This window comes from Micromonospora sp. NPDC049529 (assembly GCF_055586685.1).
The window spans coordinates 5,504-29,485 of record NZ_JBVJHT010000003.1 but is presented as its reverse complement, the minus strand read 5'-3'; the positions used below and the strand labels follow the sequence as shown (position 1 = coordinate 29,485).

Here is a 23,982-nt window from a genome sequence, read left to right as displayed (position 1 = left end):
TTCGACGGGGGTAGCGGCGGCGCGCGGGGTGGCGGGTGCGGGGCGGGGGCTGGCCCCCGGGGGTACGGGGGGTGCGGCGGGTTCCGGGGGGAGGGGTGCGAAAAAACGAGCGAAGTGCCGGCGGCACTGCGCTCGTTATCGCATAATAAAAATAGCCCGCGCCACTTGGGTGACACGGGCTCCGAACCTGTAGCCCCGACGGGATTCGAACCCGCGCTACCGCCTTGAGAGGGCGGCGTCCTAGGCCGCTAGACGACGGGGCCAGGACTTTCTGTCTTACCTGTCTTACTTTGTCCCCCGAAGAAGACCGCTGAACTCTATCAGAGATCAGCTACCGGCGCCATCTCTGGTGTCGGTAGCTGGGGTACCAGGACTCGAACCTAGACTAACTGAACCAGAATCAGTTGGGCTGCCAATTACCCCATACCCCATCGGTGCCTTCCAGCACCGAGAAAAGACTTTACCGGACCGACTGGGAGAGGCCAAATCGGGTTATGCGATCCGGCCCCCACCAGCGGATCAACGGCCGTTGGCCAGGCCGCCGGCGCCGTACTGGACGGGTCGTTCAGTCCAGCGCCACCACCGGGTTCGACAGCTCGCCGATCCCGTCGATCCGCACCGTGACGGTATCCCCGTCGACGAGCGGGCTAACCCCCGCCGGGGTTCCGGTCAGGATCACGTCGCCGGGCAGCAACGTCATCACGTGTGAGATGTAGGACACCAGGGTCGGTACGTCGAAGACCATGTCCTTGGTCCGCCCGAGCTGGCGTACCTCCATCTGGTCCGGGTTGCGGCCCACCTCGCAGCGAACCTCCAGGTCGCTGACGTCGAGGTCGGTGACGATCCACGGGCCGATCGGGCAGAACGAGTCGAAGCTCTTCGCCCGCGTCCACTGGCCGTCCGCGCGTTGCAGGTCGCGGGCGGTCACGTCGTTCGCGGCGGTGTAGCCGAAGATCGCCTTCTCGGCCGTCGCCCGGTCGACCCGGCGGGCGCCGGTCACGCCGATCACCACGGCCAGTTCGGCCTCGTGTTCGACCTGCTTGGACTGGGTCGGCAGCCGGATCGCGTCCCGTGGCCCGATCACCGACGTGGAGGGCTTGAGGAAGAGCAGCGGCTCGGCGGGGACGTCCGCACCGTGTTCGGCCGCGTGCTCGACGTAGTTACGCCCGACGGCGACCACCTTGCTGGGCAGGATCGGCGAGACGAGCCGTACGTCGGCCAGCGCCCACCGGGCGTTGGTGAACCGGATCTCACCGAACGGGTGGCCCTCGATCTCGGCAACCGTCAGGGCGCCGGGACCGGCGCCCGGTTCACCCTCCACGACGCCGAACGACATTCCCTTGGCATGAGCAAAACGAACGATACGCACCACGCCAATCTAGCCGTACCAGCGTGAATCCGGCCGGCGACCACCGACGGTGCCGGTACGGCGACGCGGCACCCTACTCCAGCCGCTCCTTCTGCCGGCGCGATTCGCCCCTTCCAAACACCATTGACCGAGAGGCGGCTTAGCGTCAGAAAAGGAGGTCTCGTTGTGATTTCTGCACCGACCCGACGGCGTCTGGCCAGTACGGCCATCGCGAGCTGCCTGCTCTCCCCCATCCTGCCCGGCGGAGTCGCACGGGCGGCGCCCTCGGCGGTCACGGTCGTGATGGCGAGCGGCGGCACCATCGCACCGACCTACCAGATCCTGGTGCACAACGGCACCACCAGCACCATCGACACCACCGTGCGGCAGGAACTGCCCCGCGGCACCTCGCCGACCTCGGTCAGCAACGGCGGGCAGACCAGCCTGCCCACCGGGCAGACCGGTGGGACGGAAATCTCCTGGCGGCTCCAGCTCCCGCCCGGCGGCATGGAGACGCTCAACACCACACTGCCCCCGGCCCCGACCGGGGTCCCGGTGAGCGCACCGGCCTGTGCCTTCGCCGGCACCGGGGACATCCCGTTCGACTGCGCGAGCGCGACCTGGCAGGGCGCCGCCGCACCGAAGGTGGAGGATGCCGACCCGGCGATCTGGCAACGGCCGGCGTACCTGGCCGGTGGGCTGGCCGTGCTCCTGCTGCTGTTGGGCGCGGGACTCTGGTGGTGGCGCCGCCGGGTGCGCCGACGGATCGACCGCGACCGCGACGGCGGAGCGGGCGGTGGAGCAGCCCAGGGTGGTGGAGCAGCCCAGGGTGGTGAAGCACCCCAGGGCGGTGGAGCAGCCCAGGGCGCTGGAGCAGCCCAGGGCGGTGGAGCACCCCAGGGCGGTGGCTCGCGACCGGCTGGCGTCGGATCAACGGGAGCCGGTGGGACAGCGGGACGCGGCGGGACGCCAGGAGGCGGCGGGACAGCGGGAGGCGGGGCACCCGGAGGCGGGGATCTGGCGGGGGTCGGTTCGCCGTCGGGCGGGGGTGGGGCACCGCGAGGTGTCGGGGAGCCGCCTTACCTCGACCGGCCGGCGGCACTGGACCGCCCGCCGCCCGGACTCGCCCGAGGGCTGGCCCGTGGCGTGGCCCGGATTCGTCCGGGTGACGGCGCCGAATCGTGGCCGTCGCCGGCCCCGTCGTGGGGCGCGTCCATCCCGCCCGAGGAACGACCGGCCACCGGCTGGGCTTCGGTCGAGCGTACCCCGACGACGGCCGGCGCACCCTCCTCCGACCGGCAACCGCCCGCAGAGCGGCAGGACCGGGGACAGCCGGAGCGGGGGCGGACGTTGTCGGCGACCATTCCGAGCATGCCGGACGGCGTTCCGAACACGTTCCTCTCCGGCGGTTCGTCGACGGCTCCGCCCCGGCCGGCCGTACCGGCGCGGCGCGGGCGACGTACGGGGCCGCCGATCTGGGTGGTGGTCGGACTCGCCGTGGTGATCGTCGGGCTGGTGGCGGCGGCTGCGGCGTGGACCGCCACCGCCAAGGTCAGCGCGATCGACACCGGCAAGCAGCCGACCAGCGGCGCCTGGGTGGGGCGGACCAGCACCGGGGCGATCGGCGCGACCATGCGGGACGCCACCTTCGAGTTCACCGTCTACCGGGTGAACTGCGGGGACGCGGTGCAGCTGCCGGCCGGACCCCGGCCGTCCGGGCACCGCTGCCTGGCCACCATCAGCGCCCGTAACGTCAGCAAGGAGAACCAGCTCTGGTACGGCGAGTCGCAGCGGGCGTACGCGCGGACGGGTAACTGGGTGACCACCGACATGGGCGCGACCAGGGCGCTCAACGGCGGCCGGGACATCTTCGCCGAGCCGGTGCCGCCGAGCGAACGGATGCTCTTCCCGATCGTGTTCACGATGAACGGGCCGAACCCGCCAGCCCGGATCGAGCTACGCGGCGCGGTCTTCTCGGCCGGCGTGAGCATCGCGGTGACCTGAACCGCCCGCCCCGACGCCAGGGGCGGGGCAATCATGATCTACGCGCGCTGAGCTGTTCTGCGGGTGGCTGCTGCGACAGGTGAGCGCGCGTCGATCATGTGCGGGGTCCCCGTGCGGAACCGTCCCCGCCTAGGCTGGCCGGGTGACGCGGCTCTGGGAAGCGACGGACAGCGGTGTCCTGCGCCTGCCGTCGGGGCGTCTGGTCCGGGGACGCGGCCTGCGGCGGCCGCTGCCGCCCGGACCGGAGCCGACGTTCGGTGTCTACCTGCTCGGTCGCCCGCCACCGCCGACGCCGTGGCCGGCCACCTGGCTGCGCTGGCCGGACTTCCGGCTGCCCGCCGACCGCGAGCAGGCCGCACGGGTGTTCGCGGAGATCTGGGAGCGGGCCGGCAGCGAGCGGGTCGAGGTTGCCTGCGGCGGCGGTCGGGGGCGTACCGGCACGGCGCTCGCCTGTGTGGCGGTGATCGCCGGCATCCCGGCCGGTGAGGCGGTGGCCTTCGTCCGGGAGCACTACGACCGGCACGCCGTCGAGACGCCCTGGCAGCGACGGTACGTCGAGCGCTTCACCGCCGGGTAGCGCGGCAACCGACCGGAGCGGGCAACTGACCGGAGCGGGCAACTGACGGGAGCGGGTGGCCGGGGGCTGCGTACGCTGGGCCGGTGACCGTTGCCGCCGCCCGTACCGTCGTGCTCGACGCGGCGACCTGGCAGGCCCGGCGGGCGGCCCACGAGCGTCGGGTGGACGACTGGCTGGCGCCGCACCTGCGGCGGCGGCAGGCCGGCGAGCGGCACCCGGTCGAGGACTTCCTGTTCACCTACTACTCGCACCGGCCGGCGCAACTGCGGCGCTGGCACCCCGGCGCCGGGGTGGTGCTGGCGGGCGCGGAGCCGGACGACTTCGGCCGCGACTACCGCTCGGCGTCCGCCGGACTCACCCTCGACACCGAGGCGGTACGCGCGCGGCGCGGCGACTCCGTCGACTGGATCCGTACGCTGCTGAGCCGCACCGCCGACCGTCCGGCCCAGTTCGGCTGCTTCGGGATGCACGAGTGGGCGATGGTCTACCGGCAGACCCAGCAGGAGGTACGGCACAACTCCTGGCCGTTGCGGCTGTCCCCGGAGCAGACCGCGCAGACGGTGGAGCGGACCGGCGTACGGTGCAGCCACTTCGACGCGTACCGGTTCTTCACCGCCCCGGCCCGGCCGTTGAACCTGCTCAGCCCGACCCGGGAGACCCAGCACGACCTCGAACAGCCCGGTTGTCTGCACGGCAACATGGATCTGTACAAGTGGGCGTACAAGCTGTCTCCGCTGGTGCCGAGCGAGTTGGTGGCCGACGCGTTCGCGCTGGCCCGGGAGATCCGGACGCTGGACATGCGGGCCAGTCCGTACGACCTTGCCGCTCTCGGCTACCCGCCCGTGCGGGTGGAGACCGCCGAGGGACGGGCCGAGTACGCCGCCGCCCAGCGTGGTTTCGCCGAACGCGCCGCGCCGCTGCGCGCCCGCCTGCTCGCCGCCCTCTGACCATCGTCGATCCGCAGGGTTCCCGCTCGACCGGTGAGGCCACCTACCATTTCGGGTGACACCGGCGGAACGGGGAACGGCGATGGTCGGTACGGAACGCACCGGAGAACCACCGGTCGTGGTGATCGACCTCGGTACCATCCGCGCCGATCCGGTCGAGGTGGAGCCCCGCCGGCCGTTCACCTGGCGCCGGCTGCGACCGACGGCGCTCGCCCTGGTGGTGGGGCTGCTGCTCACGGCGGGCGGGTCGGGTCTGCCACCGCCACCGATCATCAGCGAGATCGCCACCGTGCCGTACACGTCGGCCGCCCAACTGAACGCCTACCCGGGCCGGGGTGTGCTGCTCACCGACCGGCTGCTCTTCACCACCACACCGGAGCAGGGCGGCCTGATCTGGCTCGTTTCGGCGTACGAGGTGGACCGGGGTCGTCGGGTGTGGACGTACGAGCTCCCGGTGCCGCCGGACACACAGGTGAAACTCGCGTACCGGGCCGGTCTGCTGCTGCTCACCGGGCCCCGCAACGACCGGACCGGGATGCGTACGGTGGCGCTGGACGCGGGCTCCGGACGGCAACGCTGGTCGTTGCCGCACGAGGTGCAGACGTTCCACGGCGCCGATCACGCGCTCGCCGTCGACATCGTGTTCGCCGACAACTCGACGCTCGCCGACGGGTCGTACCGGGAGGGGACGTCGTACGGGTCGCCGTGGGGGCGGGCCTACAGTCAGCCACCGGCCGGGCGGGTCGTCACCGGTGTCAACCTGAGCACCGGTGAGGTGCGGTGGCGTTCCGAACTGCTGAGCAAGGTGGAGATCGAGGGCGCCGCCCGGTTCAACGACGACGAGACGGGCAGGGCTCCGAACCGGGACTACGGCCTGGCGGTGGTGACCGCCGACGGTGTGGTCGAGCTGCGGGACGCCCGTACGGCGGCGGTCCGGCACCGCTTCCCGGCCGCCCACCCCGACTCCCAGGTGCAGCTCGGTGAGGACCTGCTGCTGATCCAGCACAGCGCCACGGAGGTCACGGCGTACTCCACCGAGACCTACCAGCACCGGTGGAGCCGGTCGATGCGCGAGGACGGCTTCGTCGGCTTCTGCGGCATCGGCACGCTGGTCTGCGACACCAACGGACCGGGCTCGTGGATGCTCGACCCGGCCACCGGCAGGCGGAGCTGGCCGATCCCGCGCGAGCACGTCATCACGGAGGCGGGTGAGCACCTGATCGAACTGGTGGACGGGGGCTCGCGGCGGCCGCTGCGGACCGTCGATCCCCGGACCGGCGAGCCCCGGCAGCATCTGATGGACTGGCAACGCGCCAACATCATGCCGAGCGGGCGGGTCCTCTTCGTCGCCCCGGAGACCTATCTCGGGCCGACCTGGCTGGGTGTGCTCATATCGGGAACGGTCGAGCCGGTCAGCCTCGGGAAGGTGCCGGCCGGGGTTTCCCACTGCCAGCTCACCTCGTACGTGATCGTCTGCATGACCCCTGACGACAACCTGCGGATGTGGCGCTACCGTGCCCCGGTCCAGGCGGGTGACGTATGAGTGCGGGCGACGGAGGACGGATGGACGACGACAGCCGAGGCGCGACTACCGGGACGGGTGCCCCGGTGCTGATCGATCTCGACCTGTTGCGCGACGACACGCACACCGGTGCGGATGCAGTACCCGATCGGTTGGTCAGGTGGAGCCGGCTGCGGCTGGGTGCGCTGGTGCTCGGCGTGGCGCTGCTGCTGACGGCCGGTGGTTCCGCCGCGCCGGGACCGCCGCCGCTGACCGAGCTGACCGCCCTGACCGTGGCGCCGGACCGGGGCTACCTGCTCACCCCCGATCGGTTGTTCGTCGAGACCGGTCGACCCGGCGAGTTCGTCTCCGCGTACGAGCCGGGCCGGGGGCGGTTGCTCTGGACCTCGGAGAACGACCGGGATGCCGGCGTCGGCGGGCTCGGCGAGCAGGTCGGCAACCTGTTGCTGGTCCGGGAGCTGGGCGACGACGTCCCGTACACCACGGCGGTGGACGCCCGTACCGGTGCGGTCCGCTGGTCGGTCGCCGGTCCGGTCGAGGCGCTGTCCGACGGCCGTACGGGAGTGATCCGGGAGGAGGTCTTCCCCGCCGACGCCCGGCCGGTGGACCTCAACTCCCAGCCTGCTACGGGCACGGTGTACTACTCGCTGGGTTCCGGCAAGTCATGGTTGGTGCCGCCGATCGGGATGAGGCTGCACGCGGTGGACCTGGACACCGGACGACCGCTGTGGGACTCGGTGCCGGTGGCCGACATGGTGGGCGTACGCCGGTCAGCGGTCGTCCCCGATGCCGATGGGGATGACCCGCTGGTGGTCGCCACCATGGACGGTCGGGTCGAGTGGTGGGACACCCGCACCGGCAGGACCCGGCGGAGCGTGCCGGCGGTCGTCCCGAACCGACCGGCGATGGTTGTCGTCGGGAACCTGCTGGTGGTGCAGCGCGCCGACACCGCCGAGCTGACCGCGTACGACGTCGACACGGCCGCCCGGCGCTGGCACCGCGACCTGGGTCGCCCGGGCGTACGGGTCGGCGACTGCGGCGACCGGCTCTGTGTGGGCGACGAAACAGGTTGGCAACTGCTCGACCCGGTCACCGGTGCGGACGAGCCCCGAATCGCCCCCGGCATCGTCCGGGAGGTCAACGGGGATCACCTGGTGGAGGTGCGGGTCGACCAGGTCAAGCTGGTCCGTAGCGTCGACCGGCCGACCGGGCGGACCCTCGCCGACCTGACCGGTTGGGAGGCGATGAGCAGGGCGCGGCCGGGCGCACCGATACTGCTCACCCACGAGGTCGCCGCGGCCGGGCCGACCTGGTTCGGTCTGCTGGCGCCGGGGGCGACCGAGGTCGACCTGCTCGGGGTGGTGCCGTACCGGGCGACGGACTGCCAACTCGCGGGAGACCTGATCGCGTGCCGGGAACGATCGGACGTGCTACGCCTCTGGCGGTACCGCCACTGAGCGCGGGCAGCCGCTCCGCTGAGGAAACCTGAGGCGTTGTACGTCCGCGACGGAAAGTGGGCCGCAGCCGGCGAACCGTCCGTACGCCGAGTGCCCGCCCCCAGGGGACGGGAGCGGGCACCGAACGACTGTGGTGAGCGTCAGCTACGGCCGACGGGACGGCACACCGGCGACGAACGCCTGCCACGCGGCGGGCCCGAACGCCAGGGTGCCACCGTCACGATCCTTCGTGTCCCGCACAAACACCCGCCCCGGCAGGTTGTCCGCCACCTCGACGCAGGCACCGCCCTGGCTGTTGCTGCGGCTGCTCTTACGCCACCGGGCGCCGATCAGATCCATCTCTCCGCCTCTCCCGACATCAACTCAAGGGTCTGCCAACCGTTGATCCACGCGCGCTCACCTGTTCCAGGGGCGGGCACCAGAACAGCTGAGCGCGCGTGGATCAAGGACACCCACCCAGCCGAGCCACCCACCGAACAGCGGCGCCCGCCCCTGGTAGGGAGCGGGCGTCCGTGATGCCGTCGAGTGAGAACTACCGCTGACCGGTAGCCACATCAGCGACGAAGGCCCGCCAAGCGTCCGCCCCGAACGCCAACGTGCCACCGTCGCGATCCTTCGTGTCCCGCACAAACACCCGCCCCGGCAGGTTGTCCGCCACCTCGACACAGTTGCCGCCATTGGTGTTGCTGCGGCTGCTCTTACGCCACCGGGCGCCAGTCAAATCCATGTCTCTGCCACTTCCGATATCAACTTGAGGGACTGCTGGTGGGGTAGCGCCTCGCCCCGGATGGACTCCCACACCTGGACCGCGTGCTTCATGTCCTCAGGGCGGTCGAAGGTCTGACCGTGCAGCTGACCTTCAATATAGACAATGTCCTCGCCCACGGGCGGGGTGGCGATCACGAACGGGCCGTTAAGCCCAGCGTACGCGCCGACAGACAGGGGCACGACATGGATTCGCACCCGGGGCATCGACGTCCCGACCTTCACCAGGTGCTGGAGCTGCTCCCGCATCACGGTGGGATCACCAACGGGCCGACGTAGCACGAACTCGTCGATGACGACGGTAAACAGGGGCGGGTTGTCCCGAGTGAGGATCTCTTGCCGCTCCAGCCGTGCGACCACCTGTTGCTCGATCTCCTCCGGCGCCAGCAGAGCCGAGGCAGCAAGCAGCGCGCGTGCATACGCCTCGGTCTGAAGCAATCCAGGCACGAACAGTGGCTCGAAACTCCGCAGGGCGGTTGCCTCCTCCTCGATGCCCGCCCACTCGCGGAACCAGGCGACCATGCCGTCCCGGCTGATGAGGCGTTGGATGCGGACGAACAGGCCGTTGGTGCCGAACGCCGAGTCGCATCGGCGGGCAAAGTCGGCGCTGGGGCGACGGTCCCCGTTTTCGATCTTGCCGACCAACGCCGTCGAATAGTTGATGGCTTCGGCAAGTTCCTGCTGGGACATCTCAGCGGCGATGCGGGCTACCCGCAACTCCTCGCCGAAGTGGTCGAGCATTGGTGATCTCTGCACGGACAACCCCGGACAAGTTTGCTACCAATGGATCATGACCTGTTACCCGTTACCGGTAGAGCTATTGAATCTCCCCACCGTAGTGAGGTCTACAGCAGAGTGTCACTAGCGGAACCGCTCGGACCCATCGGCAAGTGGACCGGATGGGCGGGACTGCGGGGCCGCTCCGATCTCCCCACCCGACCTTCTCGGAGCGGCCCCTTCCACGACGAGAACGGAGACGAATCGTGTTCATCGACAACGACGAAGCGAACGAGCAGCATGAAAGATCCACAATGGAAGTTGCACCGCGCGAGATGACGCCGGATCTGCCGCCGGCCCGCGCGCCGAGAAGGCGTTCGACAAACCGGGGACCGGGGTACGACGCCCCGCCGATCGCCCCACTCGAACTGTTCGCGTCCGGTGTCTCCTCCGGTCGCGTACGGCAGAACACGCACCGATCGGCGTGACCGCTCGTACGCGTACCCGGAAAAGGCCGCACCTGCCGATGCGGCCCACCTGGCGGTGTCGGGTCTGCGCGGCCGAATGGCCGTGCGGCCCGGCCCGGCTGGCGCTGCTGGCGGAGTATCGCCGAAACCGGATCGCCTGCTGCCTCTACCTCTCCGCCCAGTACGTGCACGCCCTGAAAGACCTGGCCGAGTACGCCCCGAACGCGCCCCGCAATGATCTTTATCAGCGATTCGTCGCCTGGCCTTCGGAGCACCACCGATGACCGGACCGACGCGTCCCCGACTGGTGAAGGTGACCTTCAACCTCACCCCGTCGACCGACGCGGCACTGACCCGGCTCGCGTCGCTCGACGGCAATCGCACCGACGCGCTCAACCGCGCGGTGAGAATCGCCGCGCTGGTACGGGAACTGGCACCCGAGGGCCATTTCACGATTGTGCAGGGGGATGGAGTGCCGCGCGAGATCTACCTCATCTGACAAACTCCCGGAGAAGGAGTGCGGCCAGCGTGGACAACGACGATTTTCTCGCCCCGCACCGTCCCGGCGTCGGGTGGCAGTGCGGCGACTGTGACCAGCAGTGGCCGTGCCCGACTTTCCGGGGTCGCCTCCGGTCGCTCTATCGTGGCGAACCGGAAAGGCTGGCGACGTTCATGCACCATTTCCGGGAGCGGGCGGCGGCGGATCTGCCCGACCTGACCCCGGCACAGGTCGAAGCCCGATTCCTCGGTTGGATATCGGACCCGCCGCCGCGCCGCCGGCTTCGCTCGATCTGACGGGATCAGTGGGCTTCGGATCGGCACCGGATGGGCAAGAATGAATCTGACACGCCCACTGGTCCGGGAGGAAACATGGCTCGACCACCCCGCATGATCGTCTCCGGCATCGTGCTCGACTCGCCCGACGCCCAGGAGCTTGCGGGCTTCTACCGGCGGTTGCTCGGCTGGAACGTGGTGCAGGACGAGCCCGACTGGGTGAAACTCGGCGCACCGGTGGGCGGTGCCGGGCTGTCGTTCCAGACCGAGTCGGAGTACGTACGGCCGACCTGGCCCGCCGGCCCGGACGACCAGCAGATGATGATGCACCTGGACATCGAGGTGGACGACCTGGAGGTCGCCGGGGAACACGCGGTCGCGGCCGGTGCCACCCTCGCGGACTTCCAACCCCAGGACGACGTACGGGTCTACCTCGACCCGGCCGGTCACCCGTTCTGCCTGTTCCTGCCCGGCTGACTCCCGCCCGGCTAACTCAGGTCGACCGGGCCGTACCGGGTGCTGTCGGCCCTCGTCTGCAGCGCCCAGTAGCGGTCACCGAACGACCAGTGCCACCACTCGGTGGGGTAGTTGACCAATCCGGCGGCCGAGAGTGCCGCGCCGAGGATGTCGCGGTTGGCCCTGGCCTCGGGCGAGATGTCGGGCGAACCGGTGAAGCAGGCGTTCGCGCTGGCCACGGGGCTGTCGTTGACGGCCGTACCCAGGTCGAGTTCGTCCCCGTCGGCGGTGCAGAGGGTGAGGTCGACGGTTCCGCCGGTGCTGTGCGGGGCCACCTCGGGCGGCGAGACGTACTTGCTGGCCTCGACGTGCAGGCGCTCAGGGGTCCAGCTCGGATACTTCCCGCGCAGTTCGTCCTTGTAGTCCTCGAAGTAGGTCGTCTGGAGCGTCAACGGGCGGTAGCCCTCGACGATCAGCAGCCGCAGTCCGGACGGCAGGGTCCGCTGGGCGGCGAGCAGCCGGGCGACGGTCTCCTCCCGCAGGTGCGCGTACGCACCGGCCGGGTCGGCGAGGCGGTCGTCCATCCTCAACTCGTCGATCCGACGCAGGTCGACCAGGGGTTCGTTGTTGTCGCCGAGCGGGATGGCGGAGATCCGTCGGTCGGAGAGCAGGATCATGACCCGTACCGTCCGGCGGCGTCGATGATCGCGGTCGCGACGGCCGCGGCGGCGTCGGGACGTCCGTGACTCCTGGCCGTGTCGGCGAGCTGCCGGCGCCGGTCCGGGTGGTCGAGTAGCACCATGATCTCCTCGCGGAGGCGGTCGGGGGTCGCGTCGGGGCCGGCGAGCATCCGGGCCGCGCCCGCCTGCGCCAGGTGCCAAGCGGTACGCCGCTGCTCGTCACCCCCGGTCGGGATCAACGGGATGAACACGCACGCCTTGCCGAGCGCGGTCAGTTCGGCGACGGTGCCGGCACCGCTGCGAGCCACCACGATGTCGGCGGCGGCGAGCACGTCCGGCAGCTCGTCGTGGACGTAGTCGACCACCCGGTAGCGGTCCCGCAGCTGCTCCGGCAGCCCGTCGGCGATCAACCGCATCCGGTCGAAGGAGAACTCCCCGCACTGGTGCAGGACCTGACAGCCGGCCAGCAGCTCCGGCAGGATCTCCGCGACCAGGTTGTTGACCTGCACCGCCCCCTGGGCGCCGCCGGTGACGTAGAGCAGCGGCAGGTGCGGATCCAGCCGGTACGCGGCCAGCGCCCGGCCCCGGTCACCACGCAGGATCTCCGGCCGGACCGGGTTGCCGGTGACCACCGCACGGGCCCGCGCCCGCTTTGGCAGGTGCTCGACCGAGGACTCGTGGCTGAGCAGGATCCGGTCGGCGATCCGGGCCAGGATCCGGTTCGCCAGCCCGAGGGTGAGGATCTGCTCGTGCATGACCAACGGCCGGCGGGTCAACCAGGCCGCGACTCCGATCGGTACGGAGACGTACCCGCCGGTGGAGAGGACCACCGCCGGTCGGGTACGGACCACGATCATGATCGCCTGGAGGATGCCGAGCGGGACCCGGAACGCGTCGGCGATGTTGCGCCCCAGCTCGCGCAGGTTCGGCGACCGGCGCAGCTTCCCGGTGGTGATCGCCCGGAACGGAATCCCCTCCTGCCGGGCGATTCTCGCCTCCAGCCCGTGCGCGACACCGACCCAGAGCAGTTCCGGTTCGATGCCGGCGACGGCGAGCCGGGCGCGCAGCGTACGGATGGTGGTCAACGCCGGATAGGTGTGCCCGCCGGTTCCGCCGCCGGTGACGACGACCCGGATCCCGTGCAGACGCTCGGCACTGTAGATGACCATTGCGCTCAGACCGCCGCCGGCTTCGCGGTGCCCCGACCGGCGGCCCCGCGCGGATCGAGCCGCGACTCCTTCAGCGCCCCCGCGATCAGGATGTCGAGCAGGGCCGGAAAACCGATCCCGGCCCGCTGCCAGATCTGCGGGTACTGCGACGCGGCGGTGAAGCCGGGGAACGTGTTGACCTCGTTGACCACCGGTTCCTCCCCGGTGTGCGGGAGGAAGAAGTCGACCCGGAGCAGCCCCCGGCAGTCGAGGGTGCGGAACGCCCGTACCGCCCGGTCCTGGAGCAACCGGGTGGTGGCCGGGTCGATCGCGGCCGGGATGTGGAAGACGGCGCCGCCGTCGTACTTGGCGTCGTAGTCGAAGAAGGCGGCGCTCGCCACACTGATCTCCAGCGGCGGCCCGGCCTCGATCCGGCCGTCCGGATGTTGGAGTACGGCAACGTCGATCTCACGTCCGCGTACGGCCGCCTCGACCAGCATCCGCGCGTCGCTCTCCCGTGCGTCACTCTCCCGCGCCAGGTCGAGCGCGGCCGGCAACGCCTCCCACCGGTCCACCCTGGAGACTCCGAGGCTCGATCCGGCGCGCGCGGGCTTGACGAAGACGGGCAGGCCCAGCCGCTCCCGGTCGGCCGCCGACAGCTCCTCCCCCGCGCGCAGTGTCACCCCGTCCGCCACCCGCAGACCGTCGGCGACGAGCAGCCGCTTCGTGATCGTCTTGTCCATTCCGGCGGCGCTGGCGAACACCCCGTTGCCGACGTACGCGACGCCGAGCCATTCCAGCATCGACTGGACCGTGCCATCCTCGCCGTACGGGCCGTGCAGGGCCGGGAACACCACGTCCTGCCCGCTCAGCACCCGTAACGCGGCACCGAACGGGACGGGATCGCCGTTGACCCGCCACCGGCCGTCCCGCTCGATCAGGACCTCGGTCACCTCGTACGCCGCACGGTCGAGGTGCGCGAGGATGCTCTCCGCCGAGCGCCGGGACACGTCGTGCTCACCGCTGCGCCCACCGAAGAGCACCGCCAGCCGGATGTTCGTCAACTCATCGCTCCCCGTGAAGATGTACCCGCGCCACCCGCGCGCCGATCCCGGTCATGACCTCGTGCGGATTGGTCCCCGCCCACCCCGCCCACTCCCCCACACCCGGCACAACCCCGCCACCGCCACCAGCCGCCCCGCCCACGCCCGAACCCGTACCCGCCGTGTCCGCGCCGCCGACCCCGAAGACGACCACCTCGTCGCCGATGCTCACCGGCAGATCACCGGCGTCGACCACGCACTGGTCCATGGCGATCCGGCCGACGATCGGACACCGTCGACCGGCGAGCCACACCGACGCCCGGCCCTCGGTGCTGCGGGACAGCCCGTCGGCGTACCCGAGCGGGATCAGCGCGAGCGTGGTCGCCCGGCCGGTGACGTGCTCCGGCCCGTACGAGACACCACTGCCGGCGGGGACCCGCTTGACGTTGACCACGCTCGTTCGCAGGGTCATCGCGGGCCGCAGTCCGAACCGCCCGGGACCGGTCGAGCCGAACGGGTCGACGCCGTACAGGGCGATCCCGATCCGGCAGAGGTCGTACCGGGTCTGCGGGGCGCCCAGCGCCGCCGCCGAGTTGGCCAGGTGCAGCAGTTCGGGTGTGAGTCCGGCGCCGCGGGCGATCCGCACCGCCTCCCGGAACGCCGCGGACTGCCCGGCGACGCTCGGCCGCCCCGGCACGTCCGCGCCGGTCAGGTGGGACCACACACCGCGTACGCGTACGTCGCCCTCGGCCTCGTACTTGCGCGCCCAGGCGACCAGCTCCGGCCAGTCGTCCGCGGTGGCGCCGTTGCGCGACAGGCCGATGTCGGCCTTGAGCTGCACGGTCGCGGGGACACCGAGACGGGCTGCCGCAGCGGCGACGGCGTGCAGGTGGGTGAGGGTCGACACCGCGATGTCGACCCGACCGGCGATCAGTGCGGCGAAGTCGTCGTCCGGCCGGTGCAGCCAGCTCAGGATCGGCACCCGGATCCCGGCCGAACGCAGGGCGAGCGCCTCCGTGGTCGAGGTGACGCCCAGCCAGCTCGCTCCGGCCCGTACGGCCGCTCGGGCGACCGGTTGCGCACCGTGCCCGAAGGCGTCGGCCTTGACCACCGCCATCAGCGGGGTACGGGCCACCGCCGCGACGGTACGCACGTTGTGCCCGATGGCCGAGAGGTCGATCACCGCCTCCCCCAGCTGCCCGCTCACCACTCCAACCCCCGACCCCAAAACCCCACCCCAAGATCGCGCAGATGTAGAGAAAGAGGGGCTTTTCCCCCGTCGGAAGCCACTCTTTCTCTACAAGAGCGCAGATCTTGGGGTGGGAGGAGGGCGGGTGGGCGCACGGTGCGATGGTGGTTGGGGGGTGTGTGGAAGTGGTGAAGAAGTGGCGAGTGGGGGGTTCGGGTTGGCGCCGGGAGGGTTAGTCGTCGTCGGAGCGGCGCAGGCGCTTGGTCTGGCCCCGGCGCTTCTTGTCGGCGATCCGGCGTTCCTTCGCGCCCCGCGAGGGGCGGGTCGCCCGGCGCGGCGGGGCCGGCGGCGCGGTGGCCTCGGCCAGCAGGGCGGCCAGCCGCTCCCGAGCCGCCTCCCGGTTCATCAACTGCGACCGGTGCTCCGACGCGGTGATGGTCAACACCCCGTCGACCAGGCGGTTGGCCAACCGGCCCAACGCCCGCTCCTTGAGGTGCTCCGGCAGGGCGGTCGACCGGGCCAGGTCCCAGGACAGTTCCACCCTGGAGTCGGTGGTGTTCACGCCCTGCCCGCCCGGGCCGCTCGACCGGGAGAAACGCCAGGTGAGTTCCGCGTCGGGGATCGCCGCACCGGGGCGGATGGGCAACGTCACGACGCCGGCCGTCCGGCTCGGAGGATCGTCATGTCGTCAGCCATGGCTAGAGGCTAGTCCCCCGCCCCGCCACTCCCGCCGACATATTTCAGCCGCCCTTGCCGATAATCGTGTCGGCGACCTGCTGGACCTGCTCGATCGGGATGGCGAAACCGATGCCGATCGAGCCCTTGCCGTCGATGGTGGCGATGGCGGTGTTCACCCCGACCACCTCACCGCGCGCGTTGACCAGTGGTCCGCCCGAGTTGCCGGGGTTGATCGGGGCGTCGGTCTGCACCGCCCGGTGCCGGTTGTTGCCGAGCTTCACCTGCCGGTCCAGCGCGCTCACGATGCCGGCGGTGACCGTACCGGAAAGTCCCAGCGGCGAACCGACCGCGAGCACCGGCTCGCCCACCCGGGTCGCGCCGGGCTTGGCCAGCACCAGCGGCGCCAGGCCGGCGCCCGGCGGCACCTTGAGTACGGCGATGTCGCTGCCCGGATCACGCCCCACCACCTGGGCCGGCAACTGGCGACCGTCCGGCGTCTCGACCATCACCGTCGGTTCACCGGCGGCGCTGGCGCCGGTACCGGCCGCCCCGGGACCCGCCGACGCGGCAGCCGCCCCGGCCTGGGCCACGATGTGGTCGTTCGTGATCAGATGCTGCTGGTCGTCGATGGCGAAGCCCGATCCGGTGGCCATCCCGCCACCGTTGGCCACGGTCACCGACACCACCCCGGGTACCACCTGCGCCGCCGCGCCCACCAGGTCCGGTGGCAGCGCCGACGGGGAGGCGGACGCCTGCGGGCCCGCCCCGTCCCAGCCGGCGACGTAGCCCCCGGCGAGCCCGCCCGAGGCGAGCGAGAGCGCGATCACGGCCAGGCCGGTCAGCAGGATCCGGCGCCACCGCCGGCCGCCGGAGCCGGAACCGTCGCCGTGCCCGTTGCCCCGCCCGCCCGACGCGGGATCGAGATCAGGTGAGATGAACCATGGGCCGCGCGGCTCGCCCAGCCCGCTCTGCTGTGCCATAGCGCACTCCTCGTCCGGTCAGTCCCGCTCCGACCTACCCACGCCGTCGTCCCGTACCGCTCCCCGCCACCCCCCCTGTCGGGAAGCGTCCCTTCCTGTCCCGGAACGTTCCGGAGCACTCCGAAACGCGCTGACAAACACTGCGAAACGTGCTGACAAAGGGGCCCTCCCGGGCCCGGTCAGGGCAGTCGGGAGAACCAGACCATCGAGCCGGCCGCCGCGCCCAGCGCCAGCAACAGACCCACCCCGATGAACCGGGCCGACACGTCCTGCTGCTCGGTGCGGTAACCGACCGACGTACCGATGTCCTGGTAGACGGCCCGCAGTTCGGCGCTCGTACCGGCCTCGTGGAACTCGCCGCCGGTCTCCTCGGCCACCGTGCGCAGGGTCTGACCGTCGACCGGCACCCGGATCGGGCGCCCGCCCCGGTCGATGTAACCGGCGGCGGTGCCGAACGAGATCGTGTGCACCGGCACCTTCAGCTTCACCGCGTCGTCGGCGGCCGTCATCGGATCCCGGCCGGAGGTGTTCGCCCCGTCCGAGAGCAGCACGATCCGGGCCGGCGGTGGCTCCTGCGCGGCCTGCGAGTCCAGCGTCTGGACCGCCTCCAGCGAGGTGCTGATCGCCTCCCCGATCGCGGTCCCCTGCACGCCGGTGCTCCCCTCGGCCAACCGTTTGATGCCCAGGTGCAGGGCGTTGCGGTCGGTACCGGGCGGCACCAGTACGGCGGCACTGCCGGCGAAGGCGACCAGCCCCACGTTGAACTCGTCCGGTAGCGCGTCGGCGAACTTGTGCGCCGCGACCTTCGCCGCCGCCAGCCGGTCCGGCTCCACGTCGGTGGCGAGCATCGAGGTCGACACGTCGACCGCGACCATCACCGTGGCCCGCTCCCTGGGCACCCGTACCTCGTCCGACGGGCGGGCGAACCCGACCACCAGCAGCGCCAGCATCGCCAGGAACAGGCTCGCCGGCACGTGCCGGCGCCAGGCCGGACGTTTCGGGGCCACCCGGTCGAGCAGCCGCAGGTTGGTGAACCGGACCGCGTACTGGCTGCGCCGCCGCTGCATCAGGACGTACCCGACAGCGACCGCCAGTACGCCCGCCAGCAGCCACAACCGCTCTGGAGACTGCCAGGTCACCTGCCACCCCCCGGTCCCGCCGTCACCGTCGCACCGGCCGGCGGCCGGGCGGCTCTGGCCAGTCGCCGCCGGGACTGCACGTGCCGCGCGATGTCGGCGATCCAGTCCCGGTCCGTACTCAGCGCGAGGTGTTCCGCGCCGGATCGGCGTACCGCCCCGGCGACGAGTTCCCGTTGCGCCCGCGCGGCCTCGGCGAACCGCTGCCGTACCCGCCGGTCGCCGGTCGACACCTCACGGCGCCGTCCGCCCTCCGGGTCGACGAAAGTGATCACCCCGACGTCGGGCAGTTCCAGTTCCCTGGGGTCGACCACCTCGACCGCGAGCACCTGGTGCCGGGCGGCCAGCCGGCGCAGCGGCCGTTCCCAGGTCGGCTCGCCGACGTCGGCGTCCGGCAGCCCGTCGAGGAAGTCGGAGACGACCACGGCCAGCCCGCGTCGGGGGGTGGCCGAGTTCAGCGCGGCGATCGCCTCGGCCAGCGCCGGTGGCCGGGCACCGTCGCCGCCGCGCGGCGCCGCCAGCAGCGTACGCAGCAGACTCAGCAGGTGATCCCGACCGGTACGGGCCGGAAAGCGGCGAACGCCCTCCGGGCCGAGTACGTGCGCGCCGAGCCGGTTGCCGGAGCCCGCCGTGAGGTAGCCGATCGCGGCCACCGCCGCCACGGCCAGTTCCCGTTTCTCCACCTCGGCGGTGCCGAAGTCCATGCTCGGTGTCGAGTCGACCAACAGCCAGGTGGTCAGTTCCCGGTCCGCGTCGACCTCGCGTACGTGTGGCAGCGTCGTCCGGGCGGTGACCGCCCAGTCCATCCGGCGTACCTCGTCCTCGCCGGGGCGGTACTCGCGGCTGCCGGCGCACTCCGAGCCCGGTCCGGGCAGCAGTCCGAGGTACTGCCCGTGCAGCAGCCCGTCGAGTCGGCGGTTGATGGCCAGTTCCAACCGGCGCAACCGGGCCTCCGGCGCGAGTTCCCGCAGCGTCGCGCCCTGCCCACTGCCCTCCTCACGCTCGGTCATGGCGTCTCCTCGCTGCGCTCGTCGGCACCATGACTGCCACGACTGAGCCAACCGATGCCCTCGCTGCGCTCGGTCATGGCGTCTCCTCGCTGCGCTCGTCGGCACCATGACTGCCACGACTGAGCCAACCGATGCCCTCGCTGCGCTCGGTCATGCTGCGGCCAGGCCGGGGGTGCGGTCGTCGTCGCGGCGGGCGGGGGCGATCCGGGGCGGGGGTACCGCCTCGATCAGGCGGCGTACCACCGCCTCGGCCGGGATGCCGTCGGCGACCGCGTCGAAGGAGAGCACCAGCCGGTGCGAGATGACGTCGACCGCGAGTTCGCGGATGTCCTCGGGCAGCACGTAGTCGCGGCCGCGCAGCATGGCCTGGGCCCGCGCGGCGGCCACCAGTCCGAGGGTGGCGCGAGGGCTGGCACCGTACGCGAGCAGGGGCGCGACCTCCTGTAGGCCGAACCGGGCCGGGTTGCGGGTGGCCAGGATCAGCCGGACGACGTACTCGGCGAGGGCGTGGTGGACGAAGACCTGGGCGGCCCGCTGCTGCAACGTACGCAGCCGGTGCGGGTCCAGCACCCGGCGGGCCTTCGGCTTGTCGCTGCTCATCCGGTAGAGGATGGCGAGTTCGTCGACGTCGCTGGGGTAGTCGACGGTCACCTTCATCAGGAACCGGTCCCGCTGTGCCTCGGGGAGCTGGTAGACGCCCTCGGACTCGATCGGGTTCTGGGTGGCGAGCACCAGGAACGGCTCCGGCACCGGGTAGCTGGTGCCGCCGATCGAGACCTGGCGTTCGGCCATCGCCTCCAGCAGCGCCGACTGCACCTTCGCCGGGGCCCGGTTGATCTCGTCGGCGAGCACCAGGTTGGCCATGATCGGGCCCAGTTCGACGTCGAAGGTCTCCTTCGACGCCCGGTAGATGCGGGTGCCGACGATGTCCGAGGGGACGAGGTCCGGGGTGAACTGGATCCGGGAGAAGCTGCCGCCGACGGCGGTCGCGAGGGTCTGCGCGGCGAGGGTCTTCGCCACCCCCGGTACGCCCTCCAGCAGGCAGTGCCCGTCCGCCAGCAACGCGGTGAGCAGCCGCTCCACCAGGCGGTCCTGTCCCACGATCACTCGTTTGACCTCGAACAGGGTCTGCTCGAGTTCGGGGCCGGTCGACGTTGTCTCGACCGGCCTGGGCCCACTGGCCAAGGTGTCCGACATGTCCGTCACGGTGCAAGCTTCCCCGTGAGCGCACGGGCAAACATGTAAGGAGCGCTCTTCCTTCACCAAACCGCCACAGCCGCCCGCTACCTTGATCCGCATGACCGCCCCGGGCACGAGTACGGCACCGCCACCGGCCGCCGACACCGCGACACCACCACCGTCCCCCTCCGGTTGGCTGCGGCGGGCCGGCACGATCGCCTGCTGGCTGTCGCTGGCACCCGGACTGGGCTGGGTGGTGCTGCGCCTCGGCGGGCTGGAACGCGGGATCCTGGTGCAGGTGGTGGCCTTCACCCCGTACGTCGTGATCTGCACGCTGGTGCCGCTGGGGCTGGCCCTCGCGCTGCGGCGCTTTCCCGCCGCGATCGCCGCCGCCCTGGTCACCATCGCGCTGGCGGCCGTGGTCGGGCCACGGGCGGTGCCCGACCGGCAGCCCGATCCGGGCGGGCCGACGCTGCGGGTGATGACCGCCAACCTGCTCTTCGGCGGCGCCGACGCGGCCGCCCTGATCGCCCTGGTCCGCGACGAACGGGTGGACGTGCTCGCGGTGCAGGAGTTCACCTCCGGGGCGGCCGACGAACTCGACCGGCTCGGCCTGGGCGAGTTGCTGCCGCACCGGCGACTCGGCCCGGACGACGGCGCCTCCGGTTCCGCGCTCTACGCCCGGTTCCCGCTGCGCGACGGCGGCGTGCGACGCAACGGCGGCGGCTTCCACCAGGCGTACGGGACGCTGCTGGTGCCGGGCGCACCGCCGGTGCTGGTCGAATCGGTGCACCCGATGGCACCGCACTCGCTGGACGTGCTGTCGGCCTGGCGCGCCGACCTGGCGGCCGAACCGCCGGCCACCCCGGACGGCCCGTTACGGGTGCTGGCCGGGGACTTCAACGCCACCCTCGACCACGCGCCGCTGCGCCGGTTGCTGGCCACCGGTTACGTCGACGCGGCCGAGGCGACCGGCGACGGGCTCGTCGGCACCTGGGGCCCGTACGACGGCGATCCCATTCCCCCGGTCACCATCGACCACGTGCTGGCCGACCGCCGGATCGCGGTACGCGAGACACGGGTGCACTCCCTCGCCGGCAGCGACCACCGCCCGGTCGTCGCCGAACTGACCCTCCCCGCCGCCTGAGGGGTACCTCGTCACCGACGACGACCAGGCACCCCTCAGGCGTGGTCCTTACACCTCGGCGGGCTCGCGGGAGACGCCGTACGTGAGCGCGTCGACCAGCGCGTGCCAGCTCGCCTCGACCACGTTGTTGTGTACGCCGACCGTGGTCCAGTCCCGCCCCCGGTCACCGGTCGTCTCCAGCAGCACGCGGGTGACCGCCCCGGTGCCGTGGCTGCCCTCCAGGATCCGGACCTTGTAGTCGGCCAGTTCGAACGTACGCAGCGCCGGGTAGTGCCGGGTCAGCGCCACCCGCAGCGCCTCGTCCAGGGCGTTGATCGGACCGTTGCCCTCGGCGGTGGCGATCACCCGCTCACCCCGTACCCGGATCTTGACCGTGGCCTCGGAGACCACCGAACCGTCCTCGCGGTGCTCGACCAGCACCCGGTACGACTCCAGCGTGAACGGCCTCGGCACACTCTGGTCGGGCAGTTCGGAGCGGACCAGCAGCTCGAACGAGGCGTCGGCGGCCTCGAACGACCAGCCGCCGGCCTCCAGTTCCTTGACCCGCTTGGTCACGTTCGACAGGGCTTCGGGATGGCCGGCCAGGTCAATACCGAGCTCACGGCTCTTGAGCTCGATGCTGGCCCGACCGGCCATCTCCGTCACCAGGATCCGCATGTCGTTACCGACCAGCGACGGCTCCACGTGGTTGTAGAGCACCGGATCCACTTTGATCGCACTCGCGTGCAGCCCCGCCTTGTGGGCGAAGGCGGCGGCCCCGACGTAGGCCTGGTGGGTGTCGGGGGCGATGTTGGCGATCTCGGTGATGGCGTGCGAGACGCGCACCATCTGTTCCAGGCAGCCGTCCGGTAGGACGGGCAGCCCGAGCTTGAGTTGCAGGTTCGCGACGACGGTGAACAGATCGGCGTTGCCGGGGCGTTCGCCGTACCCGTTGGCGGTGCACTGGAAGTGTTCGACGCCGGCTTCGACGGCGGCGATCGTGTTGGCGACCGCGCAGCCGGTGTCGTTCTGGCAGTGGATGCCGAGCCGGGCCGGGCTGATGCCGAGTCGTCCGGTCAGCGCCTGGATCGCGGCCGTGATCTGGGACGGCAGCATGCCGCCGTTGGTGTCGCACATGACCACCCGCTCGGCACCGGCGGCGAGCGCGGTTTCGACCACCGAGGCGGTGTACGCCGGGTCGTACCGGAAGCCGTCGAAGAAGTGCTCACAGTCAATGAAGACCCGGCGTCCCTCGGCGACGAAGTGCGCGACGCTGTCCCGCACCATGGCGAGGTTCTCCGCCCCGGTGGTGCGCAGGGCCCGTTCGACGTGCCGGATGTCGGACTTGGCGACCAGGCAGACCGCCGGTGTCTCGGCGTCGAGCAGGGCGCGTACCTGTGGGTCGTCGGCGACCGCGAGGCCGGCCTTGCGGGTGGCGCCGAACGCGACCAGGGTGGCGTGGCGCAGCTTGAGTTCGGTACGGGCGCGGTGGAAGAACTCGGTGTCCTTGGGCATCGCGCCCGGCCAGCCGCCCTCGATGAAGCCGACGCCGAACTCGTCGAGCAGCCGGGCGACGGCCAGTTTGTCGACCACCGAGTAGCTGATCCCCTCACGCTGTGCACCGTCGCGCAGCGTCGTGTCGAAGACCTGGTAAGCCATCTGATTCCTTTCGAAGCAGCACCGTCCGTCCGGCTGCGGCCCGATGGCCGGACAAACAAAATGACCCCCCGCTGATGCGGGAGGTCTGCGCGCTCGGCGTGAGGGGTTGCCGGCGCGCTAGTCGCGAATAATCAGTACGTGCTGGGTCACGCTCGGTACTCTGCCACTCCCGACCGGATTTCGGGAGGGAAAATCCATATCGCGGGATGCGGTGATCACCCAGCGGACGGCCCGGACAACGGACAACGGACGACGGCCCGGACATCGGGACAGGAAGGTGTAACTTCCGGCGCCCCTGGGTAGCAAGGTTCGGGACAGCGAAGTCGAGGACGAAAAGAGGAGTGAAAGCCATGAACAGGCTCGACCCTCAGCCGACCCCGGACCAGAACCCGGAACCGATCCCGTTTCGGACCCCGGAGCCGACGCCGGACCAGGCGCTGGACCCGACCAGCCGTCGCGGACCCGACGAGTGGACGGGGACCGCGTCAGCGGAGACCACCCGCCCGACGGGCGAATCCCTGCCGACGGGCGCCTTCGAGTCGTCCGAGTCGTTCCAGCCGTGGCGCTACCGGGACGACGCCGGCGTGACCGGCGCCGACCTGGTCGGCTACCACGTCGAGGCGACCGACGGCGGCATCGGCAAGATCGACCGCGCCAACTACGAGGTCGACGCCAGCTTCCTGGTCGTCGACACCGGGCCGTGGATCTTCGGTAGGAAGGTCATGCTGCCGGCGGGCGTGGTCAACCACGTCGACCACGACGACCGCAGGGTCTACGTGGATCGCGACAAGGCCCAGATCAAGGCCGCTCCCGAGTACACCGAGAGCGACCAGACCGATCCGGTCTACCTGGACAAGATCGGTGGCTACTACGGCGGCATGTACGGCCTGCCCGGCACGCCGCCGCCCCCGCACCGGCCGCTCTGACCTGGCCGGAGACAGTAGTTCCAGCCAGACCCGGCCGACCGCTCAACCGGGTCGGACTACCGAGGCGGGGGGGGGGGGGGGGGTGCCCCCCCCCCCCCCCCCCCCCCCCCCCCCCCCCCCCCCCCCCCCCCCCCTCCTCTGTCCCCCCCAGCAAAAAAATGAAAGGCCTCCCCTTCACCTCTCAACCACCCCAA

General features: G+C 71.2%; 25 protein-coding genes and 2 tRNA genes. 11 read left to right on the top strand and 16 right to left on the bottom strand.

Annotation, left to right across the window (positions count from 1 at the left end; translation table 11 throughout):
• Window positions 1–190: 190 nt before the first annotated feature.
• The 3 genes from ACZ6QQ_RS05335 to ACZ6QQ_RS05325 form a co-directional block, all read right to left on the bottom strand.
• A tRNA-Glu gene (locus ACZ6QQ_RS05335) sits at window positions 191–263 on the bottom strand.
• Between the two features lie 96 nt (window positions 264–359).
• Window positions 360–431 (bottom strand) — tRNA-Gln (locus tag ACZ6QQ_RS05330).
• Window positions 432–565: 134 nt separating this feature from the next.
• Window positions 566–1,369 carry a fumarylacetoacetate hydrolase family protein gene (locus ACZ6QQ_RS05325; RefSeq protein ID WP_465874604.1) on the bottom strand — a complete coding sequence of 268 codons (804 nt, stop codon included), beginning with the start codon at window positions 1,367–1,369 and terminating at the stop codon, window positions 566–568.
• Between the two features lie 165 nt (window positions 1,370–1,534).
• On the opposite strand from ACZ6QQ_RS05325, the gene ACZ6QQ_RS05320 reads away from it, so the two are divergent.
• The 5 genes from ACZ6QQ_RS05320 to ACZ6QQ_RS05300 all read left to right on the top strand — a co-directional run bounded on the left by ACZ6QQ_RS05320 (window position 1,535) and on the right by ACZ6QQ_RS05300 (window position 7,855).
• Window positions 1,535–3,352 (top strand): hypothetical protein, encoded by a 1,818-nt coding sequence (locus tag ACZ6QQ_RS05320; RefSeq protein WP_465874602.1) that lies wholly within the window; start codon window positions 1,535–1,537, stop codon window positions 3,350–3,352.
• A gap of 142 nt (window positions 3,353–3,494) precedes the next feature.
• Window positions 3,495–3,929 carry a protein-tyrosine phosphatase family protein gene (locus ACZ6QQ_RS05315; protein WP_465874600.1) on the top strand — a complete coding sequence of 145 codons (435 nt, stop codon included), beginning with the start codon at window positions 3,495–3,497 and terminating at the stop codon, window positions 3,927–3,929.
• A gap of 83 nt (window positions 3,930–4,012) precedes the next feature.
• Window positions 4,013–4,876, top strand: coding sequence for a 3-methyladenine DNA glycosylase (locus ACZ6QQ_RS05310; RefSeq protein ID WP_465874598.1), 864 nt, complete (start codon window positions 4,013–4,015; stop codon window positions 4,874–4,876).
• Between the two features lie 55 nt (window positions 4,877–4,931).
• The gene (locus tag ACZ6QQ_RS05305; protein WP_465874597.1) at window positions 4,932–6,419 is read left to right on the top strand and encodes an outer membrane protein assembly factor BamB family protein; all 1,488 of its coding nucleotides are present in this window, start codon (window positions 4,932–4,934) and stop codon (window positions 6,417–6,419) included.
• Window positions 6,420–6,439: 20 nt separating this feature from the next.
• Window positions 6,440–7,855 (top strand): outer membrane protein assembly factor BamB family protein, encoded by a 1,416-nt coding sequence (locus ACZ6QQ_RS05300; RefSeq protein WP_465874595.1) that lies wholly within the window; start codon window positions 6,440–6,442, stop codon window positions 7,853–7,855.
• 144 nt (window positions 7,856–7,999) lie between these two features.
• Here ACZ6QQ_RS05300 and ACZ6QQ_RS05295 read toward each other — a convergent pair whose 3' ends face one another.
• From ACZ6QQ_RS05295 to ACZ6QQ_RS05285, 3 genes are all read right to left on the bottom strand, one after another.
• A complete protein-coding gene (locus tag ACZ6QQ_RS05295) occupies window positions 8,000–8,194 on the bottom strand; it encodes a DUF397 domain-containing protein (RefSeq protein WP_465874593.1) in 195 nt (64 codons plus the stop codon).
• Between the two features lie 193 nt (window positions 8,195–8,387).
• The gene (locus ACZ6QQ_RS05290) at window positions 8,388–8,582 is read right to left on the bottom strand and encodes a DUF397 domain-containing protein (RefSeq protein ID WP_465874591.1); all 195 of its coding nucleotides are present in this window, start codon (window positions 8,580–8,582) and stop codon (window positions 8,388–8,390) included.
• Entirely contained in the window at window positions 8,573–9,361 is a 789-nt protein-coding gene (locus ACZ6QQ_RS05285; RefSeq protein WP_465874590.1) for a helix-turn-helix domain-containing protein, read from the bottom strand. Before ACZ6QQ_RS05285 ends, ACZ6QQ_RS05290 begins: the two co-directional genes overlap by 10 nt.
• 242 nt (window positions 9,362–9,603) lie before the next feature.
• On the opposite strand from ACZ6QQ_RS05285, the gene ACZ6QQ_RS05280 reads away from it, so the two are divergent.
• From ACZ6QQ_RS05280 to ACZ6QQ_RS05265, 4 genes are all read left to right on the top strand, one after another.
• A complete protein-coding gene (locus tag ACZ6QQ_RS05280; RefSeq protein ID WP_465874589.1) occupies window positions 9,604–9,825 on the top strand; it encodes a hypothetical protein in 222 nt (73 codons plus the stop codon).
• Window positions 9,822–10,088, top strand: a complete 267-nt coding sequence (locus tag ACZ6QQ_RS05275) for a flavin reductase (protein ID WP_465874587.1) — start codon at window positions 9,822–9,824, stop codon at window positions 10,086–10,088. The genes ACZ6QQ_RS05280 and ACZ6QQ_RS05275 overlap by 4 nt, the downstream gene beginning before the upstream one ends.
• Window positions 10,089–10,117: 29 nt before the next feature.
• A complete protein-coding gene (locus ACZ6QQ_RS05270; RefSeq protein ID WP_465874585.1) occupies window positions 10,118–10,303 on the top strand; it encodes a hypothetical protein in 186 nt (61 codons plus the stop codon).
• A 371-nt stretch (window positions 10,304–10,674) separates the two neighbouring features.
• Window positions 10,675–11,055 (top strand): VOC family protein, encoded by a 381-nt coding sequence (locus ACZ6QQ_RS05265; protein WP_465874584.1) that lies wholly within the window; start codon window positions 10,675–10,677, stop codon window positions 11,053–11,055.
• Between the two features lie 11 nt (window positions 11,056–11,066).
• Here ACZ6QQ_RS05265 and ACZ6QQ_RS05260 read toward each other — a convergent pair whose 3' ends face one another.
• From ACZ6QQ_RS05260 to ACZ6QQ_RS05220, 9 genes are all read right to left on the bottom strand, one after another.
• The gene (locus ACZ6QQ_RS05260; protein ID WP_465874582.1) at window positions 11,067–11,711 is read right to left on the bottom strand and encodes a M15 family metallopeptidase; all 645 of its coding nucleotides are present in this window, start codon (window positions 11,709–11,711) and stop codon (window positions 11,067–11,069) included.
• A complete protein-coding gene (locus tag ACZ6QQ_RS05255) occupies window positions 11,708–12,883 on the bottom strand; it encodes a UDP-N-acetylglucosamine--N-acetylmuramyl-(pentapeptide) pyrophosphoryl-undecaprenol N-acetylglucosamine transferase (RefSeq protein ID WP_465874580.1) in 1,176 nt (391 codons plus the stop codon). Before ACZ6QQ_RS05255 ends, ACZ6QQ_RS05260 begins: the two co-directional genes overlap by 4 nt.
• A 5-nt stretch (window positions 12,884–12,888) precedes the next feature.
• Window positions 12,889–13,926 carry a D-alanine--D-alanine ligase family protein gene (locus ACZ6QQ_RS05250; RefSeq protein WP_465874579.1) on the bottom strand — a complete coding sequence of 346 codons (1,038 nt, stop codon included), beginning with the start codon at window positions 13,924–13,926 and terminating at the stop codon, window positions 12,889–12,891.
• A gap of 1 nt (window position 13,927) precedes the next feature.
• On the bottom strand, window positions 13,928–15,112 hold the full coding sequence (alr, locus tag ACZ6QQ_RS05245) for an alanine racemase (protein WP_465874578.1): 1,185 nt from the start codon (window positions 15,110–15,112) through the stop codon (window positions 13,928–13,930).
• Window positions 15,113–15,326: 214 nt separating this feature from the next.
• On the bottom strand, window positions 15,327–15,746 hold the full coding sequence (gene arfB / locus ACZ6QQ_RS05240) for an alternative ribosome rescue aminoacyl-tRNA hydrolase ArfB (protein WP_465874576.1): 420 nt from the start codon (window positions 15,744–15,746) through the stop codon (window positions 15,327–15,329).
• An 88-nt stretch (window positions 15,747–15,834) separates the two neighbouring features.
• Window positions 15,835–16,752, bottom strand: a complete 918-nt coding sequence (locus ACZ6QQ_RS05235) for a S1C family serine protease (protein WP_465874575.1) — start codon at window positions 16,750–16,752, stop codon at window positions 15,835–15,837.
• 179 nt (window positions 16,753–16,931) lie between these two features.
• The gene (locus ACZ6QQ_RS05230) at window positions 16,932–17,891 is read right to left on the bottom strand and encodes a VWA domain-containing protein (protein ID WP_465874573.1); all 960 of its coding nucleotides are present in this window, start codon (window positions 17,889–17,891) and stop codon (window positions 16,932–16,934) included.
• The gene (locus ACZ6QQ_RS05225) at window positions 17,888–18,898 is read right to left on the bottom strand and encodes a DUF58 domain-containing protein (protein WP_465874572.1); all 1,011 of its coding nucleotides are present in this window, start codon (window positions 18,896–18,898) and stop codon (window positions 17,888–17,890) included. The genes ACZ6QQ_RS05230 and ACZ6QQ_RS05225 overlap by 4 nt, the downstream gene beginning before the upstream one ends.
• A 150-nt stretch (window positions 18,899–19,048) precedes the next feature.
• Window positions 19,049–20,104: an AAA family ATPase gene (locus ACZ6QQ_RS05220; protein ID WP_465874570.1), complete on the bottom strand. Its 1,056-nt coding sequence runs from the start codon at window positions 20,102–20,104 to the stop codon at window positions 19,049–19,051.
• A gap of 187 nt (window positions 20,105–20,291) precedes the next feature.
• Between ACZ6QQ_RS05220 and ACZ6QQ_RS05215 the strand changes: the two genes are divergently transcribed.
• Window positions 20,292–21,224 (top strand): endonuclease/exonuclease/phosphatase family protein, encoded by a 933-nt coding sequence (locus ACZ6QQ_RS05215; protein WP_465875019.1) that lies wholly within the window; start codon window positions 20,292–20,294, stop codon window positions 21,222–21,224.
• 48 nt (window positions 21,225–21,272) lie between these two features.
• Here the strand turns inward: ACZ6QQ_RS05215 and cimA are convergent, their stop codons facing one another.
• Window positions 21,273–22,862 carry a citramalate synthase gene (cimA, locus tag ACZ6QQ_RS05210; protein ID WP_465874569.1) on the bottom strand — a complete coding sequence of 530 codons (1,590 nt, stop codon included), beginning with the start codon at window positions 22,860–22,862 and terminating at the stop codon, window positions 21,273–21,275.
• Window positions 22,863–23,380: 518 nt separating this feature from the next.
• Here cimA and ACZ6QQ_RS05205 point away from each other — a divergent pair.
• Window positions 23,381–23,788 carry a PRC-barrel domain containing protein gene (locus ACZ6QQ_RS05205; protein WP_465875018.1) on the top strand — a complete coding sequence of 136 codons (408 nt, stop codon included), beginning with the start codon at window positions 23,381–23,383 and terminating at the stop codon, window positions 23,786–23,788.
• Window positions 23,789–23,982: the final 194 nt, after the last annotated feature.

Coding starts and splice junctions, on each gene's coding strand:
- ACZ6QQ_RS05295 (WP_465874593.1), bottom strand. CDS start 8,194: ATGGATCTGATCGGCGCCCGGTGGCGTAAGAGCAGCCGCAGCAACAGC.
- ACZ6QQ_RS05265 (WP_465874584.1), top strand. CDS start 10,675: ATGGCTCGACCACCCCGCATGATCGTCTCCGGCATCGTGCTCGACTCG.
- ACZ6QQ_RS05285 (WP_465874590.1), bottom strand. CDS start 9,361: ATGCTCGACCACTTCGGCGAGGAGTTGCGGGTAGCCCGCATCGCCGCT.
- ACZ6QQ_RS05255 (WP_465874580.1), bottom strand. CDS start 12,883: ATGGTCATCTACAGTGCCGAGCGTCTGCACGGGATCCGGGTCGTCGTC.
- ACZ6QQ_RS05235 (WP_465874575.1), bottom strand. CDS start 16,752: ATGGCACAGCAGAGCGGGCTGGGCGAGCCGCGCGGCCCATGGTTCATC.
- ACZ6QQ_RS05290 (WP_465874591.1), bottom strand. CDS start 8,582: ATGGATTTGACTGGCGCCCGGTGGCGTAAGAGCAGCCGCAGCAACACC.
- cimA (WP_465874569.1), bottom strand. CDS start 22,862: ATGGCTTACCAGGTCTTCGACACGACGCTGCGCGACGGTGCACAGCGT.
- ACZ6QQ_RS05225 (WP_465874572.1), bottom strand. CDS start 18,898: ATGACCGAGCGTGAGGAGGGCAGTGGGCAGGGCGCGACGCTGCGGGAA.
- ACZ6QQ_RS05260 (WP_465874582.1), bottom strand. CDS start 11,711: ATGATCCTGCTCTCCGACCGACGGATCTCCGCCATCCCGCTCGGCGAC.
- ACZ6QQ_RS05300 (WP_465874595.1), top strand. CDS start 6,440: ATGGACGACGACAGCCGAGGCGCGACTACCGGGACGGGTGCCCCGGTG.